Source organism: Kitasatospora sp. Xyl93, assembly GCF_055383135.1.
Genome location: NZ_AP029185.1, coordinates 7,975,864 through 7,991,957, shown reverse-complemented (window position 1 = coordinate 7,991,957; position 16,094 = coordinate 7,975,864). Strand labels below are relative to the sequence as shown.

The window sequence follows — 16,094 nt, the reverse complement described above, 5'->3', positions numbered from 1 at the left end:
GGTGCCTTGACCTGGTCAGCCACCGGCCCCGGTCAGCCGCGGGACAGCACCAGCGACTGCACCGACGCGAGCCTGCGCCAGTCGCTGGAGACGATGCTCGCGTGCGCCTTCGCCAACTGCTCGGTGCGGGCCCGCGCCTGGTCGGCGGTCGGGTCGGTGCCGCTGATCGCCGGGGCGACCAGGTGGGAGTCCGTCATCACCAGCAGGTAGTGGGCGCCGTCGTACCAGGCGGTGTCGACGGTGGTGACGTACGTGGAGGCGTCGCCGTCGAAGACCACGAACCAGGGCCGGATCGAGGCGTCCGCGCCGGTGTACCGGCCGCGCGGGTCGCCGGTGGCGGCGCCCAGCACGGACGGGAACACCTGGGCCTGGCCGATCCGGCCGGCCGCCGCCAGGTCGCGCAGGTGCCGGCCCTGCTCGACGTCGGTGTGCAGGGTGTCGAAGGGGTTGTCCAGCTCGACCGTGCCCGGTATCGCGTACAGCAGCACCTTGCCGGCCAGCGCCGAGCGGCTCGGCCAGTTGCCCGCCCGCACCGCCTCGTCGACGCTCGCGTACGAGCCGCCGCCGGGCCTGGCCAGCAGGTCGGCCGGGCGCAGCACCGCGGAGCCGAGGTGCTGGGCGATCAGCGCGTCCAGCTGGTCCGGGCCCATCCCGAGGTTCGCCGAGTAGCCGGGCTTGAGCTCCAGCTTGATCACCAGCGGCCCGGCGCCGGGGTGCGCGGCGAGCCAGACCCGGACGTCGTCCAGGCAGCTCCCCAGGTCCTGGTCGGTGTTGCCGCCGTAGAGCTGCGCGGGGGTGCTCGCGGCGGTGCAGTTGTTGGAGTTGCCGAACGGGTTGGAGTGGCTGACCTGCCACTTCTTGGTCACGATGTTCGGCCAGAGGTCCAGCTCGATCATCCCGGTGCCGGTGTCCAGCCCCTGAGCGAGGTACGGGAAGGCGCCCGGGTCGTAGGTGTTGTGGAGGCCGACGGTGGTCGCGGAGCCGAACGGCAGGTCGCCCGGCCCGCCGGTGGTGGCGTCCGCCGGTGCGGTCGGCACCAGCGCCGCCGCGGCGGCCATCAGGCCCGCGGCCAGGAATCCGGTCAGGGTGCGGCGTACGGTCATCGGAACGGTCCCCCCGAGGTCGTGGGATGCGGCCGCCCGGCTCCCGGGCAGCCTGACGAAGCATCGCCCGCCCGGGCGTGCTCAGGATGAAGAAGGCACGACAATAGCGTGACGGCCACACCGCTTCTCCCCCGCTCCCCTCCCCTTCCTCCACCCGTTCACCACCCGCCGCTCCCGCCACGCCCGGCACGGGTGACGGAGCGTCGGGAAACCGGCGCCCCCGGTTAGCGTGGCCCGCGCGCGGGGGTGCGGGCGGTCCGCACCCGAGGCACGCGCGAGACACGGCGCGGCGGAGGAACGATGTCCCTGGTGCGGGTCCACAACTTCTCGATCTCCCTGGACGGTTACGGCACGGGCGAGGGCCAGAGCCTGGACGCCCCGTTCGGCCATGCCGCCGACCGGCTGCACACCTGGTTCTTCCACACCCGGACGTTCCGGCGGATGCAGGGCAAAGACGGCGGCAGCACCGGCGTGGACGACGCGATGGCGCGCACCTGGGGCGACGGCATCGGCGCGGAGATCATGGGCCGCCACAAGTTCGGCCCGCAGCGCGGCCCCTGGCAGGACGAGGACTGGCGGGGCTGGTGGGGGCCGAACCCGCCGTTCCACACCCCGGTCTTCGTCCTCACCCACCACCCGCGCCCGTCACTGGAGATGGACGGCGGCACGGTCTTCCACTTCATCGACGCCTCCCCCGAGGAGGCGCTGCGCCGGGCCCGGGAGGCGGCCGGCGGCCTGGACGTGCGGATCGGCGGCGGCCCGACCACCGTCCGGGAGTTCCTGGCGGCCGATCTGATCGACCACCTGCACGTGGTCCTGGTGCCGGTGCTGCTCGGCCGGGGCGAGCCGCTCTGGACCGGGCTCGAGGGGCTGGAGCGGCGCTTCCGCACCGAGGCGGTGGCCTCGCCGAGCGGCGTCACCCACCTCACCTTCACCCGGCCGTAGCCGGGCCCCGGCCGGCCCGGCTACGGCCGGGTGCTCGGCACGGACGGCGCGGACGGCGCGGTACGGACGACGGCGGCCTCCCCGCACCCGCGGGGAGGCCGCCGTCGTGGTTCCGCACCACCGGACCGGGGCGAGCCCGGTCCGGACCGCCGGATCAGACCCGGTCGGCCGCGATCAGCACGTACTGGAAGGAGCCGTCCTTGTAGGACTCGATGAACGCCTCCTCGATGCCGGTCACCAGCGAGGTGGTGTTCCGCAGCTCCCAGTAGGGCAGGGTGTCCGGGGTCAGGTCGATGACGGCCTGCGGCACCAGGCGGTTGTCGGCCATCGCCCGCAGGTACTCCCGGCGGGAGTGGATGTTGCACTCGAAGTGGGCGTTGATCTGCGACACCCACTTCGACGGCTGGCCGTAGCGCGGGTTCCAGCAGCCGGTGATGGTCACGTACCGACCGCCGACGCTCAGCACCCGGGCGTGCTCGGCGAACAGGTCGTGCAGGTCGACGTACATGCTGGACTCGTTGTTCCAGGAACCCGCGACCGCACCGGTCTCGATCGGCATGTTCAGCATGTTGGCGACCCGGGAGCGGACGAAGTCGCCGATGCCCAGCTCGGCGGCGCGCTTGTTGCCGAACTCCGCCTGCTGGGTGGAGAGGGTCAGGCCCTCGACCCGGCAGCCGAAGCGCTGGTGGGCCATCACCATCGAGCCGCCGCGGCCGCAGCCCGCGTCGACCAGGGTCCGGTCGGCACGGATGTCGCCGAGGTGGTCGAGCAGTACCTCGGCCTGGGCGGACTCCAGGCGGTGCAGCTCGGCGATCACCTTCTTCTCTCGCTCGCTGTCGGCCGGGTCGCCGATCGCGGCCTGGTCGACCGCACCGATGCCGTAGTGGTGGTGGTAGAGGCCGTCGACGTCACCCAGGCGGAGGTTGACCGGACGGGCCTCGTGGTCCCAGTAGCGTGCGATGTCGCCCTGGTACGGGGTGGCCGGGCCGGGGATGGCGTTGCCGGGGGTGGTGATGTCGTCGGTCACGGACATGGGTCAGCTCCTAGCGGATGGTCAAGGGATCGGTCGTCAAGGGATCGGTCGTCAAGGGGAAGGCGCCGCCGGCGACGGGTGGTGTCACCAGAAGTCCGGCAGGGTGTAGCGGTAGGTGTTGGTCTGGTGCCAGTAGTGGTTGCCGTCGACCCACGCGGCCACGCCGCGCAGGAACCGTGCCAGCGTCGGCACCGGGCAGGCCACGGCCAGGGCCGCCGCCTCGGCCTCGAAGGCCAGCATCAGCTCGTTGTGGACCTCGACCGCCTTCAGGTAGCCCTCCTTGCGGGAGACGCCCTCGCGCTCGGAGATCACCACCGGCAGGTTCAGGTGCAGTCCGGGGCTGGACAGCTCCTTCGTGTACGAGTACAGGTCGTTGACGATGGTGGTCGCGTTGGAGGCCAGGGCGATCACCCGCTGCGTCGCGGGCAGCGCGTGCAGCTCGGCGGGCAGCTCGTAGGCTCCGACGGTGTCCGTGATCGTCGGGCAGGGGCGGAAGTTGTTGAACTGGCGCATGGCCAGGTACTCCCACACCTCCGGGACGTGGTCCGCCTGGTCCCAGGCGGCCTCGGCCAGGTACCCGAGGTGCAACCGCGCCATGTCGTGCCGGAACCGGTCCGACTGGGACGGCGTGGCGGCCCGGGTGAAGTACTCCATCGCGGAGTGGTAGGCGCGCCGGGGCGCGTCCGAGGACAGCGAGGCCTCCCAGGCCGGTTGGTACTCCGGCGTGGTGTGCAGCGGGTCGAGCGCGGTGTGCGCGAGCAGCAGGCGGCTGCCCAGGCCGATCGGCGAACCGCCGAGGTCCTCGCAGTAGCAGTCGTCCACCGCGTTCTCGGCCACCATCAGGCGGGCCGCGAGCATCAGGTGGTCGACGCTCGGCGCGTCCGGGTGGCAGGCCACCATGTAGCGCCCGGTGGAGAAGCCGTCGAAGTCCTTCTCCCACTCCGGCGGGTAGAGCTCGATCTCCTCCATCGCCCAGACCTTGAGCTTGGCGCTCAACGCCTCCACCCGCACCGGGTCGGGCTCGGCGACCGGGTGGTGGTAGAGGCCGGGGACGGGGTCGCCGCTCCTGGGCTTGCCGCCCCCGGGCGCCCCGGCGGCCGAGCCCCCGGTGGACGTGGCCACCGCGGCCGGGGCCACGGCGGCCGGGAAGGGGAGGACGGGGACGGACGGCGCCCGGAACCCGGGGGTCTCGGTCAGCACGGCCGCGGGCGCCGCGGCCTCCGGCCCCGAGGGCCTGACCACCGGGGCGTCGGGCACCGAGGTCTCCACAGCCGACACCTCGTACACCGCGGCCTCGTACACCGCAGCCTCGGGCGCCGGCACCCGCGGCCGGAACTGCAGCCCGGAGGTGCCCAGTCCGCTGGGCCCGCGCAGGACCCGGTCGATCGCCGGGGAGCTCATGGGCCCACCACCGGGACGGTGACGGGCCCGGATGCGGTGTCCGGTCTGGCACGCAGGGGCATGGAGCCTCCTCTGAAGGGATCGCACAATATGACGGGCCGTCATCTCGCCCGTCTGGGACGGGAACTCCGGCCGCGGGCCCCGTCTCGCTCGGTTCCCCACCGTAGGCGCGAAGGCGCGTTCCACATCGCAACGGACGATCTTCCTCACCCGATAGGGTGAACGTTCATGCTGACGGCGTTTGGACAAGCCGCGGCCGTGCTTCGGCCTGTCCCGCTGGTTGGCGCTCCGAGCGCGAACCGACCGGACCGCTCCACCCGCCCGGCGCGTCAACCCGGTGAGCAGCACCCGTGTCCCGATCCGGTCGACGGCGTTCCCGCCTCCGCGGCGGAGGCTGTTCGACCGCGAATCCCCTGACCGGTGGCCGCCCGCCGGGTGTCGCGTCCGCACGTCGCCCGAGCGTCCGACCCGACCGGCGCAGGAGGCCGCCCCGGCCGGCCTCCCGTGCCGGACCGGGCGCCCCGGCCCGCTTTTGCGGAGGTGAGGGCGGTGTGGTGCGCTGGAAGGGACACCGGAACGGCCGACCCGCCCCGGTACCGTCCCGGCGGCCCACGGTGCCGCCACGGTCCGTGAGCGCCGGCGCCCGGGTGGCCACCGGTGAGTGAGGTGGTGACCGATGGCCGAGTTCGACCGGGGGCCGACGGACGCCTTCGCGGAGCTGTGCGCGCGGGTGCCCGATCCGCCCGACGAAACGGCGTTCTGGTCCGACTGGGGGCCGGTCTTCCACCGGGGCCGGGTCGACGGGTCGGCGCGGGTCCTGGTCGTCGCCTCCGACCCCGGGCCGACCGAGCGGATCGCCGGGCGCAGCCTGGTCGGCAACGCCGGGCAGCGGGTGCAGGGCTTCCTCGCCAAGCTGGGCCTGACCCGGTCGTACGTCTGCCTCAACGCATGGGCGTACGCGGTCCGTCCGTCCCGTGCCACGGCGATGAAGGAGCGGCTCCGCGAGCCCGCGCAGACCCAGTGGCGCAACGAGGTCTACAGCACCGCGACCGGCCCGGCGCTGCAGGCCGTCGTCGCGATGGGGTTCATGGCCCAGGAGGCGGTGCGGCTCTGGACCGCCCGGCCGCAGCAGGCGGTGCTCGTGCGGGTGCCCCACCCGACGAGCCACGACCCGGTGGCGCTGCTCGACGGCTGGCGCGCGGCGGTCACCACGCTGCGCGCGGTCGTCACGCCGGACGACGACGGTGACAACACCGGCCCCGACTACGGCGCCGCCTTCCAGGAGAGCGACTACCGCCCGATCCCCCGGGGCGACCTGCCGTTCGGCGCACCGGCGTTCCTGGGCGACGACGCCTGGGTGCGGGCGCAGGGCGGCGAGGTGCCGACCTCGGTCAGCCGCCCGTCCCCGGACGACGGGCACACCCTGATCTGGAAGGCCCCGGGCTGATGGCACTCGTCCTGCGCGGCACCGTCGTCACCTTCGACGACGAGCACCGGATCCTCGACCCCGGCGCGGTGTACGTCGGTGACGACGGCCGCCTCGGCGCGGTGCAGCCTGCTGGGCAGGCACCGCCCACCGGGTTCTCCGCCGCCCCGGTCGTCGACCTGGTCGGCACGGGCGCGCTGGTCCTGCCCGGCCTGGTCGACCTCCACGGCCACCTGCAGTACAACACCCTGCCGCTCTGGGAGGCGGTCGGCGTCCCGTACCGGCACCACGACCGCTGGGTGGACGAGAAGCGCCCTCCGGACTACGCCACGGCGGTCTCCTGGCCCGCCAAGGTCCTCGGCACCGCCGCGCCGGAGGCGCTGCTCACGTACATCGCGGTCAAGGCGCTGGTCGGCGGGAGCACCTCGGTCCAGGGCGCGCCGCGCGCGACCCGCCCGATCGACGGCGGGCCGGTGCGGATCGTGGACGTCGAGAAGCTGCCGGCGGGCCGCGACATGGTGCTGACCGCCGCGCTCCAGCGGGACGTCGAGCAGTTGCGGAGCCTCGCGGACGACCTCGACGGCAGCCGGGTGCTGATCTACCACGTCGCGGAGGGGCAGCGCGCCGAGGTGCCGCCCCCGCCGGGGAAGGCGCCGCTGGTCCACCGCGAGTTCACGGACCTCGACTCCTGCCTGAAGCCGGGCCTGGTCTGCGTGCACGCCACCGCGCTCACCGCCGCCGAGTTCGCCACCTGGCAGCAGCGGGTGACGGGGATCGACCCGGCCGAGCGGGGCACCGTGGTGTGGTCGCCGTTCTCCAACCTCTGGCTCTACCACCAGACGACGGACGTGGTCGCGGCGACCGCGCAGGGGCTGCGGATCGCACTCGGCTCCGACTGGTCGCCGTCCGGGACCAAGCACGTGCTCGGCGAGCTCAAGGTCGCCGACGGCATCAACCGCCACGAGCTCGGCGGCCACTTCGACGACCGCGGCCTGTGCGACATGGTCACCGCGAACCCCGGCGACGCGCTCGCCACCGCCTGGGGGCCGCAGGTGGGACGGCTGGCCGCGGGCAGCGCCGCCGACCTGCTGGTGATCGAACGCCACGAACCCGACCAGGACGCGTACCGCAACCTCGTCGACGCGACCGAACGGCACGTCCTGCTGGTGGTCGCCCGGGGAGTGCCGCGGTACGGGACCGCGCCGCTGATGACCGCCGCCGGGGCGACGGACACCGACCCGATCGAGCCGGCGGACGGCATCCGGCGGCGGGTGGCGGTGCGGCGGCCGGGCGCGCCCGGTGGGGGCGGAGCCGCGGGCGCCGCGCCGGACTGGCCCGCCGTCAAGCGGGCGCTGGAGAAGGTCCGCCGGGACCCGCGGACCGCCTGGCGCGAGGCCCAGAACGCGCTCGCGGCGTGGGGCGGCCCGCTCGACGACCCCGAAGCACCGCTCGCCCTCTTCGGCGACATGCCCGAGGGCGAGGCGACGGCCCTCGCCGGCACCGACGACGTCCCGGCCGGCCTGGTCATCCCCCCGCTGGACGCGCTGACCCACGACGCCGCGTTCCTCGCCGCCGTGGACCGCACCGGGATACCGGAGCTGCGGCGGCTCGGGGACTACTACGGGTGAGGACGGGACGGGCATGAGCGAGGGACGGCCGTGAGCCCGCGGGTCACCGGCCCGGCCCGTCCCCTGCCGGACTCGATCGGGATCGAGGAGTTCATGGACCGGGTCGCCACCGACCCGCTGCCGCTCGCCGACCGCTACCGGCTGGTGGCCGCCGCCCGCGTCCTGGTCGAGGAGCTGTACGTCCACCTCCCGCTCAAGCGCGCCCGGTACGCCACCGACCCGGTCCAACGCCTGCGCCTGCTGGAGCGGCGCGTGCCCGCGCTCAGCGAGCTGCAGTTCCACGCCGAGCTCGCCGCCGTCTTCCGGGACCTGCGCGACCTGCACACCGTCTACCAGCTGCCCGCCCCCTACCGGGGCCAGGTGGCGGTGCTCGGCTTCCTCGTCGAGCGCTACCAGGACGAGGACGGGACGCCGCACCACCTCGTCTCCCGGATCGACGACTCGCTGCGGCACGCGGACTTCGACGCCGGCGTCGAGCTGGAGCTGTGGAACGGGGTCCCGGTGGAGCGCGCCGTCGAGCGCGGCACGGCCGCGCAGGCGGGCTGCAGCCCCGACGCCCGCCTGGCCCGGGGGCTGGAGTCGCTGACGCTGCGCCCGCTGCGGACCGCTCCACCGCCCGACGAGCGCTGGGTGCTGCTGACCTACCGCACGCCCGAGGGTCGGACGCGCGAGACCCGGGTGCCGTGGCGGGTGCGCGCCGCGGAGCGGTACCGGGGACGGGACCAGGACCCGGTGCCCACGTTCGGCGCCCACCTCGGCATCGACGCCGGCAACGAGGCCACCCGCCAGGCCAAGCGCGCGCTGTTCGCCCCGGAGTCGGCCCGGAGGTCGGTGGCGCGGGCGCCGCGTGACGTCCTGGCCTACTCGCGGGCCCGCGCGCGGCCGTACGGGTACCTGCGGATCTTCTCCTTCAACGTCGCGAGCGCGCGGCGGTTCGCCGAGCAGGTGGCCGTGATCGCGGCGAAGGCTCCGGCCGAGGGGCTGGTCGTGGACGTCCGCGGCAACCCCGGCGGCAACATCCTGGCCGCCGAGGCCGCGTTGCGGGTGCTCAGCGCGGGCCCCGTCGCCCCGGTGCGGTTCTCGCTGCCGACCACCCGGGCCGCGCTCGCCCTGGTCCGCGCCAACCCGGCCTTCCGCCGGTGGACCGCCTCGATCCGGGACGCCGTGGAGACCGGCGAACCGTACTCCCAGGCGTTCCCGCTCACCGACCCCGACGCGGTCGCCGAGGGGCTGCCGCACTACGCGGGGCCGAAGGTGCTGGTCGTCGACGCCCTGACGTACTCGGCCGCCGACATCTTCGCCGCCGGGTTCGCGGACAACCGGGCGGGCGTGCTGACGGACGGCGGAGCGGGCGGCGGGACGGACGACGACGCGGACGGCGGGGCCGGAGCGGTGCTCGGGACCGCCGCGAGCACCGGCGCCGGCGGCGCCAACGTCTGGACCTACGACCTGCTGAGCGTCTGGCTGCCCGAACTGCTGCCCGCCCTGCCGCGCGGGGCCGGGTTCCGCGTCGCCCTGCGCCGCGCCACCCGGGCCGGGGCGAGCATCGGCGTCCCGCTGGAGGACTTCGGCGTCGCGGCCGACCCGCTGCACCGGCTGACCAGGCGCGACGTCCTCGGCCACAACGAGGACCTGCTGGCCGCCGCGGCCGCGCTGCTGGACGGACGCCAGGGCCGGTCCGGCGGATGACCGTCCGGCCTCACTCCTCGTCGGCGTCCTCCCGGGCGTCGGAGCCCTCCCGGGCCACGAGCTCGGCGACGATCTCGGTGCCGAGTGCGTACGCCGGCACGCCCGCGGTGATGAGCGCGGTCTCGGCGACACCGATGAGGTCGGCGACACCGGCTCCGGCGTGGAGCGCTCCCCGGGCGTGGATCCGGGCGGGGTGTTCCCGGCCGAGGGCCAGCAGCTGGCCGAAGTGGACGAGCTGCTGCACCCGCGCTCCCAGCGGGCTGTCGGTCAGCACGATGTGCCGCAGTTCCGCGATCGCCTCCTCGGTCGGCAGCCGGTCGAACTCCCGGGCCAGGCGCAGCCGTTCCCGCACCCCGCCGGGGACGGTCCCGAGGGTGGAGCGGTAGCGGTCGCGGACGGCCTCCGTACGCGCGTCCAGGGTGTCGTCCGTCATGACGCGACCCGCGCGATCGAGGCGCGCACGGCCTCCTGGGCACCCGGGGGGAAGTCGACAGCCCCGCCGATCGCCGCGGCGGCGATCTCGGCCTCGGCGCTCTCCTCGATCGCCACCACGAGGTGGGCGGCGGCCGCGGAGTCCGGGCCGAACACCAGGAGGCCGTGGTTGGCCAGGAGGACGGCCGCCGTCGTCGGACGCCGGCGCAGCACGTCCGCGATGCCGCGCACCGACACGTCCGACCCGCGGGGCCCCCAGGGGACCACGGGGACCTCCTCGGCCTGTCCGAAGCGCAGCATCGGCTCCGTGCGGCAGGGCAGCGGCCGGTGGGCCACGGCGAAGGCGGTCGCGGCGGGCGAGTGGGTGTGGATGATCGCGCCCACGTGGGGCCGGGCCTCGTACACGGCCGTGTGCATGGCGATGATCTCGGCGCTGACGGACCGCAGCTCGCCGTCGAGGACCCGCCCGTCGAATCCCACGGTCGCCAGCTGTCCGGGCCTCAGGCCGCGGACGAACCCCGGCGTCAGCAGGAGGCGCTCGCCGTCGAGCCGGGCGCTCAGGTTGGCGTGCCCGGAGTGGGACATCACCCCGGCCGCGAACAGGTTCTCCGCGGCCTCCACCAACTGCTCGGCGCGCTCTTCCCGTACGTTCCTGTCGGTCATGGCGGTCTCCCCAAGTGTGCTGCCGGCGGCTTCCGTTCGCCGCCGTCCAGGTGCCGACCACTCTGCTGCTTGAACTAAGGTTCAAGTCAAACGCCCGGATCGACGAGGAGCAGAGGAAGCGGAACGTGCGCATGACGATCGGCCGACTCGCCGAGATCACCGGGGTGCCCGCGTCGGCCATCCGGTACTGGGAGCGCCACGGACTGCTCCCCACGCCCGAGCGCGAGAGCGGGCAGCGGCGCTACCCGCCCGAGGCCGCCGCGCGGATCACGGTGCTGCGCACGTGCCAGCAGGCCGGGCTGAGCCTGGCCGAGATCCGCGAGTTCCAGCGGGAGCAGCCGCGCCGGGAGGCCATGATCCGCGCCAAGATCACCGAGCTCCGGCAGCGCGTGGTCGATCTCGACCACGCCGAACAGCTCCTGGTCCACGCCCTCAGGTGCGGCGAGGAGGACATCGTCGACTGTCCGAAGTTCCGACAGCAGATGGCGGCGTGGCGGTCCCCCGATCCGACCGGGTGACCGTCTCCGGCGGACACCGGTGCGCGACCGGCCGCGTAAGGGGGACCAGAATGGGCTGGGCGCCGTGAGGACGGTGCCAGGAAGGAAGACCAGCGCATGGAGAGCCAGGCCCGCAGCCGCACCGCACTCGTCGAGGAGCTCATGGAGCGCTATCCCGACGTGCCCCGCGAGGCGGTGATCAAGGAGGACCTGCTGCGCGGCGGCATGGCCTTCGACGAGTCCGCGCTCAGCGGCAGCGCCGGTGCCGACGGGGGCGGCGAGGTCAAGCCGAAGTCGTACTTCATCTTCTCCTTCGACCACCGCACCCTGCCCGAACTGGGCGCCGCCGCGCTCAACCGGCCGCCGGAGGAGGTCGTGCTGACCGGCGGGCCGTACGGGCTGCGCCGCACGGTGGTGTCGGTGCGGGTGAACCCGGACTCGCCGTACCGGGTCGGCGCGGGCGAGGACGGCACGCTCGGCCTCTACCTGGACGGCGCCCGGATCGCCGACGTCGGGCTGCCGCCGATGCCGGACTACTACCGGCACACGCTGGCCAACGGCAAGTCGGTGATGGAGGTCGCCCCGACCATCCAGTGGGGCTACCTGATCTACCTCACGGTGTTCCGGGTCTGCCAGTACTTCGGTGCCAAGGAGGAGTGCCAGTACTGCGACATCAACCACAACTGGCGCCAGCACAAGGCCGCCGGCCGCCCGTACACCGGGGTCAAGCCGGTCGAGGAGGTGCTGGAGGCGCTCGCGCTGATCGACGAGCACGACACCGCCCGCGCCTCCCAGGCGTACACCCTCACCGGCGGGGCGATCACCTCGCACGTCGGCGGCCGGGACGAGGCCGACTTCTACGGGCAGTACGCCAAGGCCATCGAGGAGCGCTTCCCCGGGCGCTGGATCGGCAAGGTGGTGGCCCAGGCGCTGCCGCGCGAGGACGTCCAGCGCTTCCACGACTACGGGGTGCGGATCTACCACCCCAACTTCGAGGTGTGGGACAAGCGGCTGTTCGAGCTGTACTGCCCGGGCAAGGAGCGCTACGTCGGCCGGGACGAGTGGCACCGCCGGATCCTCGACTCCACCGAGGTGTTCGGCCCGGAGAACGTGATCCCCAACTTCGTCGCGGGCGTGGAGATGGCCGAGCCCTTCGGCTTCACCACGGTCGACGAGGCGATCGCGTCCACCGAGGAGGGCCTGCGCTTCTTCATGTCCCACGGCGTGGTGCCGCGCTTCACCACCTGGTGCCCCGAGCCGACCACCCCGCTCGGCAAGGCCAACCCGCACGGCGCTCCGCTGGAGTACCACATCCGGCTGCTGCGGACCTACCGGGCGACCCTGGAGGAGTTCGGTCTCTCCTCCCCGCCCGGCTACGGGCCGGCCGGGCCGGGGCAGGCGGTCTTCTCGGTGAGCTCCTTCATGGACTCGCTGACCGGCTGAGGCCCCTGAGGCCTCGGGCGGCGCGAGGCCCGACTCCGCGCCGCCCCGGCTCCGCCCCGTACCCGTCAGCTCCCGTTCAGCGGGCGGACGGTGAGGATCTGCTCGGCCCGGCCCACCGGTCCGTGGACGTCGTGCAGCACGGTGCTGGTGACGCCGTGCCCGGCCGGGCCGAAGCTGACGCTGGTGTCCAGGCCGGTCCAACGGCCCTCGGGGCGGCGGTGGAAGTGGATCGTCAGGTCGGTGTTGGGGAACATCCACTCGGTGGGGTCCTGCCGCACGGCGATGCCGTTGGCGGTGTCCACCAGCATGACGAAGGAGGCGTGCGGGCCGCTGGGCTCCCCCGCGACCAGCTCGACCGGGGTGGAGATCCAGGCGGCGGCGCGGCCGGGGGCCGTCACCCGGTGGCGGACGTCGACGGAGGAGATGTAGCCGCCGCCCCACACCCCGTCCATCGCCCAGGGCTCGAACTCCTCGGGCGCGGGCAACGGCTCGTCGTGGGTGCCGGCGACGGCGGCGGTGTCCAGCTGGGCGAGGGACCAGGCGCGGGCCCGGACCACGGCGCGCCCGCCGACCACCACGGTCGCCTCGACCAGCTCGATGGTGCGGCCGGGGCGGACGGTCTCCACGGTGATCTCGAACTCGTCGAGGGCGATCAGGCCGAGTATGTCGTAGCTGATCCGGGCCAGCGCCAGCCCGTCGGCGGGACGGTCGGACCGCTGGTCGGCCCGCTGCTGGTCGGCCCGGTGGCGGTCGGCCCGGTAGCGGTCGATGGCGTGCACGATCAGCCCGCCGAGCGGGCTGAAGTGCTGCTCGTCGGGGTGCCAGGCGCCCTGCGCCTGCGCGGTGGGCTTGTAGCTGTTCTCGCCGGTGCGCTGGTAGTAGCTGTCGGGCGCGGTGGTGGGGGTGGTCACGTGCGCTTCTCCTCGGGCCGGATCGCTGGCTGCCGGGCGGGGCGCCGCCGTGGTACGACGGCGCCCGACCTCGGCGTTCAGGATCGTAAGGGGCCGAACGGCCTGCGGGGCGTCACGGGTGACGCATCCCACACCCCCGGAGGGTCCGGACCGTCAGCGCGCGGCCAGCGGGTAGTGGTCGGACAGGTCGGTGTAGGTGTAGCTCTTTCCCCAACTGCTCACCGTCCAGGGCGCGCTGCGCGTCCGGACCACCTGGTTGGTGTACTGCTGCGGGCGGGCGTGGTCGGCCCGGTAGAGGACGTAGTCCAGGTCCTCCCTGGGCTCGCCCGGGTAGCGGTAGGCGGCGACGGAGTTGTCGACGGTGTCGAAGGAGTACGGCCAGCCGGTGCGCTCGGAGGCCGGGGCGAGGTTGCCGTTGGTCAGCAGCGCCTGGTACTCGGAGCCGTGCGAGTCGATGTTGAGGTCGCCCGCGACCAGGACCGGCTCGTCGGCCGGGATCCGCTTGGCGTCCAGGAAGGAGCGCATCGCGGTGAGCTGCTTGGCCCGGATGTCCGCCGCCTGGCCGCTCGCGCAGCCCGAGTCGGTGGACTGCAGGTGGGTGCCGACCACGTGGGTGCGGCGGCCGTTCACATCCAGCACCGCGTAGGCGAAGCCCTTGTTGGAGAACCAGTCCGAGCCGCAGGCGTCCTTGAAGACGTACTGCTCCTTGCGCAGGATCGGCCACTTGCTGAGCAGGGTGACGCCGCCGTCCTCGGGGGTGGTGGAGCTGAAGCTGCCGGAGGTGGCGTCCCAGCCGCCGGTCGAGCGGCCGACCACCGGCGTGTGGTACGGGTACCCGGCCGAGGCCTTGGTGATCAGCGCGTCGGAGGCCGCGTTGTCGAAGGCCTCCTCCAGCACGACCACGTCGTGGCCCTGGAAGAAGTCCGCCGAGGCGATGGCCTGCGCGCGGTACTGCTGGCCCCAGTTGGGGTAGAGCGAGGTGCTCATCAGGAACGTGTTGTAGGTCAGCACGTCGAGCGGGGGCGCGGTCGCCGGAGCGCTCCCGGCCGAGGCCGGGGCGGCGCCGAGCACGGCGAGGACGGTGGCGGCGGCGCCGGCGGCCAGGGCGCGGCGGACGGACGACAGGGGCATCGGGCCTCCGTGGGGGGCGTTGTCGTGGACCCGTCGGGTCGAGGGATGTTGTGTATCCAACTTGGCTCTCGACACCGTCCGCAAGACATCGGGCGAGCATTCGGTGAACTCGTCGGTAACTCCGTCGCCGCGGGCCTGACGGTTGGTCACCGGCCGACCGGCCGCGCCCCGGTCGCGGCGCGCCGCACCCCGCGGGATCCGGGAGCCACGGCCGGTCAGCGGGGCGGCAGGCGGCGCACCAGGACGTCGGCGCGGGTGCCGTCCAGGGCGCCGTACAGCACGGTGGTGCCGAACGCGTCCACGGCGGGCGCGGTGGACGCCGGGCCGACGGCCTCGGCGACCCGCTCGGTCCGGCCGGTCCGCAGGTCCCGCCGGAAGAGGTCCGCGGCGCCGTTGGTGTCGTCGGGCACCAGAGCGGCGTCGTCCGAGGCGAAGTAGACCCAGCGGTCGTCCGCCGTCACAGCGGCCGGCTGGGTGCCGGCGGGGGCCACCTCGGTGACCGTCCCGGTGCGCAGGTCGCGGGCGTGGAGCGCGACGCGGGTGGCGCCCTGGTCCGGCTGGAACACCCGGAACAGCGCGTACCGGCCGTCGGGGCTCAGCCGCCCCTGGCGTGCCGCGTCGCGCAGGGCACCGCTCCCGTCGGTGCTCGCGCCCTCGATCCGCCCGGTGCGGGCGTCGTACACGTAGAGCGGGAACAGCTGCCGGGTGGGCGGCGGCTTCAGGGCCGTCGGCGCGGGCGGCAGCAGGTTGGCCGCCTTCGACCGGAAGGCGACGGTCCGGCCGTCGGCGCTGAGCGAGGGCTCGACCGAGCCGCCGTCGGCGGGGGCGCCGCCCTGCCCGGCGGTGACCAGGCGGGTGGTGCCGGTCCGGCGGTCCGTCAGGTAGACGTTGGAGGTGCCCGCCCCGGCCCCGGGGGCGAGGTCGGCGCGGTCCGAGGAGTAGGCGACGTAGCGGCCGTCGGCGCTGATCGCCGGGCTGACGGAGTTGCCTGCGCCCCTTCCGGCGGTGAGCAGCTCGGTGCGGCCGGTGCGGCGGTCGCGGACGTAGACGTCGGTGCGGCCGCCGGCGTTCCCGGGGACGGCGCCGGCGGCGTCGCTGCTGAAGGCGACGTACCGGCCGTCGGCGCTGATCGCCGCCTGGCTGCTGGAGCCGTCGAGTTGGGAGCCGTCGTCGGCGACGCTCACCCGCTCGGTCCGCCGCGTCCACAGGTCACGGACGAAGACGTCGTAGAGGCGGTTGGTGTCGCCGGCCACCAGGTTCGAGGCCAGCGAGGCGAACAGGGCGTAGCGGCCGTCGGCGCTCAGCCCGAGCGGCTCGGACCAGTCGTCGGCGGGCGCGCCGTCGGGGCTCACGTTCACCGGCACCGGGCCTCCGCCGCCCGCCGCGGGCGCGGGCGCGGCCTGCGCCGCCGGTGCTCCGGTGCCCGCCAGCAGCACGGCCACCAGCGCGCAGACCACCCGTACCGTCGTCGTCCTCATGGGCTCCCCTCCCCTTGGATTCCCCGTCCTTCCGGCCGAGCCAACCGCCCGGTCGCGGCCAAGGTCAACCCGGCCGCCCCGGAACGGGCACGATCTCGCCAACTCCCGCACACGGAACGCCCGCACCGCCCACACGGGTCGACCCGGCTCGGCCCGGCTCGGCTCGGCCCGGAACATCCGAGGACGCGCAACTCGAGATCCGCATGAACGGACTCGTGGGCAGCGGCCGGGCGTTGTCCGACGGGCCGAACGGCTCCGAGAGCGTCGGCACCATGCAGCCCCGGGCTCCCGTACGGCTCCGGACCGTTCCGGGG

General features: G+C 74.1%; 14 protein-coding genes. 6 read left to right on the top strand and 8 right to left on the bottom strand.

Features of this window, described 5'->3' with window-relative positions; all coding sequences use genetic code 11:
* Positions 1-32: 32 nt before the first annotated feature.
* A complete protein-coding gene (locus ACZ5GH_RS34740; RefSeq protein ID WP_387755740.1) occupies positions 33-1,103 on the bottom strand; it encodes a phosphatidylinositol-specific phospholipase C domain-containing protein in 1,071 nt (356 codons plus the stop codon).
* 300 nt (positions 1,104-1,403) lie between these two features.
* Between ACZ5GH_RS34740 and ACZ5GH_RS34735 the strand changes: the two genes are divergently transcribed.
* A complete protein-coding gene (locus ACZ5GH_RS34735; RefSeq protein ID WP_464336308.1) occupies positions 1,404-2,048 on the top strand; it encodes a dihydrofolate reductase family protein in 645 nt (214 codons plus the stop codon).
* A 154-nt stretch (positions 2,049-2,202) separates the two neighbouring features.
* Here ACZ5GH_RS34735 and ACZ5GH_RS34730 read toward each other — a convergent pair whose 3' ends face one another.
* Both ACZ5GH_RS34730 and ACZ5GH_RS34725 read right to left on the bottom strand, forming a co-directional pair.
* Entirely contained in the window at positions 2,203-3,081 is an 879-nt protein-coding gene (locus ACZ5GH_RS34730; protein WP_464336307.1) for a geranyl diphosphate 2-C-methyltransferase, read from the bottom strand.
* Between the two features lie 84 nt (positions 3,082-3,165).
* Positions 3,166-4,482 (bottom strand): family 2 encapsulin nanocompartment cargo protein terpene cyclase, encoded by a 1,317-nt coding sequence (locus tag ACZ5GH_RS34725; protein ID WP_464336306.1) that lies wholly within the window; start codon positions 4,480-4,482, stop codon positions 3,166-3,168.
* A 676-nt stretch (positions 4,483-5,158) separates the two neighbouring features.
* Between ACZ5GH_RS34725 and ACZ5GH_RS34720 the strand changes: the two genes are divergently transcribed.
* Genes ACZ5GH_RS34720 through ACZ5GH_RS34710 form a run of 3 tightly spaced genes read left to right on the top strand, consistent with a single transcriptional unit; the run spans position 5,159 to position 9,225 of the window.
* Entirely contained in the window at positions 5,159-5,929 is a 771-nt protein-coding gene (locus tag ACZ5GH_RS34720) for a uracil-DNA glycosylase family protein (protein WP_387757444.1), read from the top strand.
* Positions 5,929-7,536 carry an amidohydrolase family protein gene (locus ACZ5GH_RS34715; RefSeq protein WP_464336305.1) on the top strand — a complete coding sequence of 536 codons (1,608 nt, stop codon included), beginning with the start codon at positions 5,929-5,931 and terminating at the stop codon, positions 7,534-7,536. The genes ACZ5GH_RS34720 and ACZ5GH_RS34715 overlap by 1 nt, the downstream gene beginning before the upstream one ends.
* Before the next feature lie 30 nt (positions 7,537-7,566).
* Positions 7,567-9,225: a S41 family peptidase gene (locus ACZ5GH_RS34710; protein ID WP_464336304.1), complete on the top strand. Its 1,659-nt coding sequence runs from the start codon at positions 7,567-7,569 to the stop codon at positions 9,223-9,225.
* 10 nt (positions 9,226-9,235) lie between these two features.
* Here the strand turns inward: ACZ5GH_RS34710 and ACZ5GH_RS34705 are convergent, their stop codons facing one another.
* Both ACZ5GH_RS34705 and ACZ5GH_RS34700 read right to left on the bottom strand, forming a co-directional pair.
* Complete coding sequence (locus tag ACZ5GH_RS34705) at positions 9,236-9,658, bottom strand: carboxymuconolactone decarboxylase family protein (protein WP_387757439.1); 423 nt, start codon at positions 9,656-9,658, stop codon at positions 9,236-9,238.
* A complete protein-coding gene (locus tag ACZ5GH_RS34700; protein WP_387757438.1) occupies positions 9,655-10,320 on the bottom strand; it encodes a class II aldolase/adducin family protein in 666 nt (221 codons plus the stop codon). The genes ACZ5GH_RS34705 and ACZ5GH_RS34700 overlap by 4 nt, the downstream gene beginning before the upstream one ends.
* 131 nt (positions 10,321-10,451) lie before the next feature.
* Between ACZ5GH_RS34700 and ACZ5GH_RS34695 the strand changes: the two genes are divergently transcribed.
* A complete protein-coding gene (locus ACZ5GH_RS34695) occupies positions 10,452-10,838 on the top strand; it encodes a MerR family transcriptional regulator (RefSeq protein WP_464336925.1) in 387 nt (128 codons plus the stop codon).
* A gap of 96 nt (positions 10,839-10,934) precedes the next feature.
* Positions 10,935-12,260, top strand: a complete 1,326-nt coding sequence (locus tag ACZ5GH_RS34690; RefSeq protein WP_387757435.1) for a radical SAM protein — start codon at positions 10,935-10,937, stop codon at positions 12,258-12,260.
* Positions 12,261-12,325: 65 nt separating this feature from the next.
* Here ACZ5GH_RS34690 and ACZ5GH_RS34685 read toward each other — a convergent pair whose 3' ends face one another.
* The 3 genes from ACZ5GH_RS34685 to ACZ5GH_RS34675 all read right to left on the bottom strand — a co-directional run bounded on the left by ACZ5GH_RS34685 (position 12,326) and on the right by ACZ5GH_RS34675 (position 15,780).
* Entirely contained in the window at positions 12,326-13,171 is an 846-nt protein-coding gene (locus ACZ5GH_RS34685) for a thioesterase family protein (RefSeq protein ID WP_464336303.1), read from the bottom strand.
* 153 nt (positions 13,172-13,324) lie between these two features.
* Positions 13,325-14,302, bottom strand: a complete 978-nt coding sequence (gene sph / locus ACZ5GH_RS34680) for a sphingomyelin phosphodiesterase (RefSeq protein WP_464336302.1) — start codon at positions 14,300-14,302, stop codon at positions 13,325-13,327.
* Positions 14,303-14,517: 215 nt separating this feature from the next.
* A complete protein-coding gene (locus tag ACZ5GH_RS34675) occupies positions 14,518-15,780 on the bottom strand; it encodes a TolB family protein (RefSeq protein ID WP_464336301.1) in 1,263 nt (420 codons plus the stop codon).
* Positions 15,781-16,094: the final 314 nt, after the last annotated feature.

What these genes read in the sequence shown, in the direction of transcription:
- ACZ5GH_RS34725 (WP_464336306.1), bottom strand. Translation starts at nt 4,482, where the DNA reads ATGAGCTCCCCGGCGATCGACCGGGTCCTGCGCGGGCCCAGCGGACTG.
- ACZ5GH_RS34705 (WP_387757439.1), bottom strand. Translation starts at nt 9,658, where the DNA reads ATGACGGACGACACCCTGGACGCGCGTACGGAGGCCGTCCGCGACCGC.
- ACZ5GH_RS34695 (WP_464336925.1), top strand. Translation starts at nt 10,452, where the DNA reads ATGACGATCGGCCGACTCGCCGAGATCACCGGGGTGCCCGCGTCGGCC.
- ACZ5GH_RS34715 (WP_464336305.1), top strand. Translation starts at nt 5,929, where the DNA reads ATGGCACTCGTCCTGCGCGGCACCGTCGTCACCTTCGACGACGAGCAC.
- ACZ5GH_RS34675 (WP_464336301.1), bottom strand. Translation starts at nt 15,780, where the DNA reads ATGAGGACGACGACGGTACGGGTGGTCTGCGCGCTGGTGGCCGTGCTG.
- ACZ5GH_RS34700 (WP_387757438.1), bottom strand. Translation starts at nt 10,320, where the DNA reads ATGACCGACAGGAACGTACGGGAAGAGCGCGCCGAGCAGTTGGTGGAG.
- ACZ5GH_RS34690 (WP_387757435.1), top strand. Translation starts at nt 10,935, where the DNA reads ATGGAGAGCCAGGCCCGCAGCCGCACCGCACTCGTCGAGGAGCTCATG.
- sph (WP_464336302.1), bottom strand. Translation starts at nt 14,302, where the DNA reads ATGCCCCTGTCGTCCGTCCGCCGCGCCCTGGCCGCCGGCGCCGCCGCC.
- ACZ5GH_RS34735 (WP_464336308.1), top strand. Translation starts at nt 1,404, where the DNA reads ATGTCCCTGGTGCGGGTCCACAACTTCTCGATCTCCCTGGACGGTTAC.
- ACZ5GH_RS34720 (WP_387757444.1), top strand. Translation starts at nt 5,159, where the DNA reads ATGGCCGAGTTCGACCGGGGGCCGACGGACGCCTTCGCGGAGCTGTGC.
- ACZ5GH_RS34740 (WP_387755740.1), bottom strand. Translation starts at nt 1,103, where the DNA reads ATGACCGTACGCCGCACCCTGACCGGATTCCTGGCCGCGGGCCTGATG.
- ACZ5GH_RS34730 (WP_464336307.1), bottom strand. Translation starts at nt 3,081, where the DNA reads ATGTCCGTGACCGACGACATCACCACCCCCGGCAACGCCATCCCCGGC.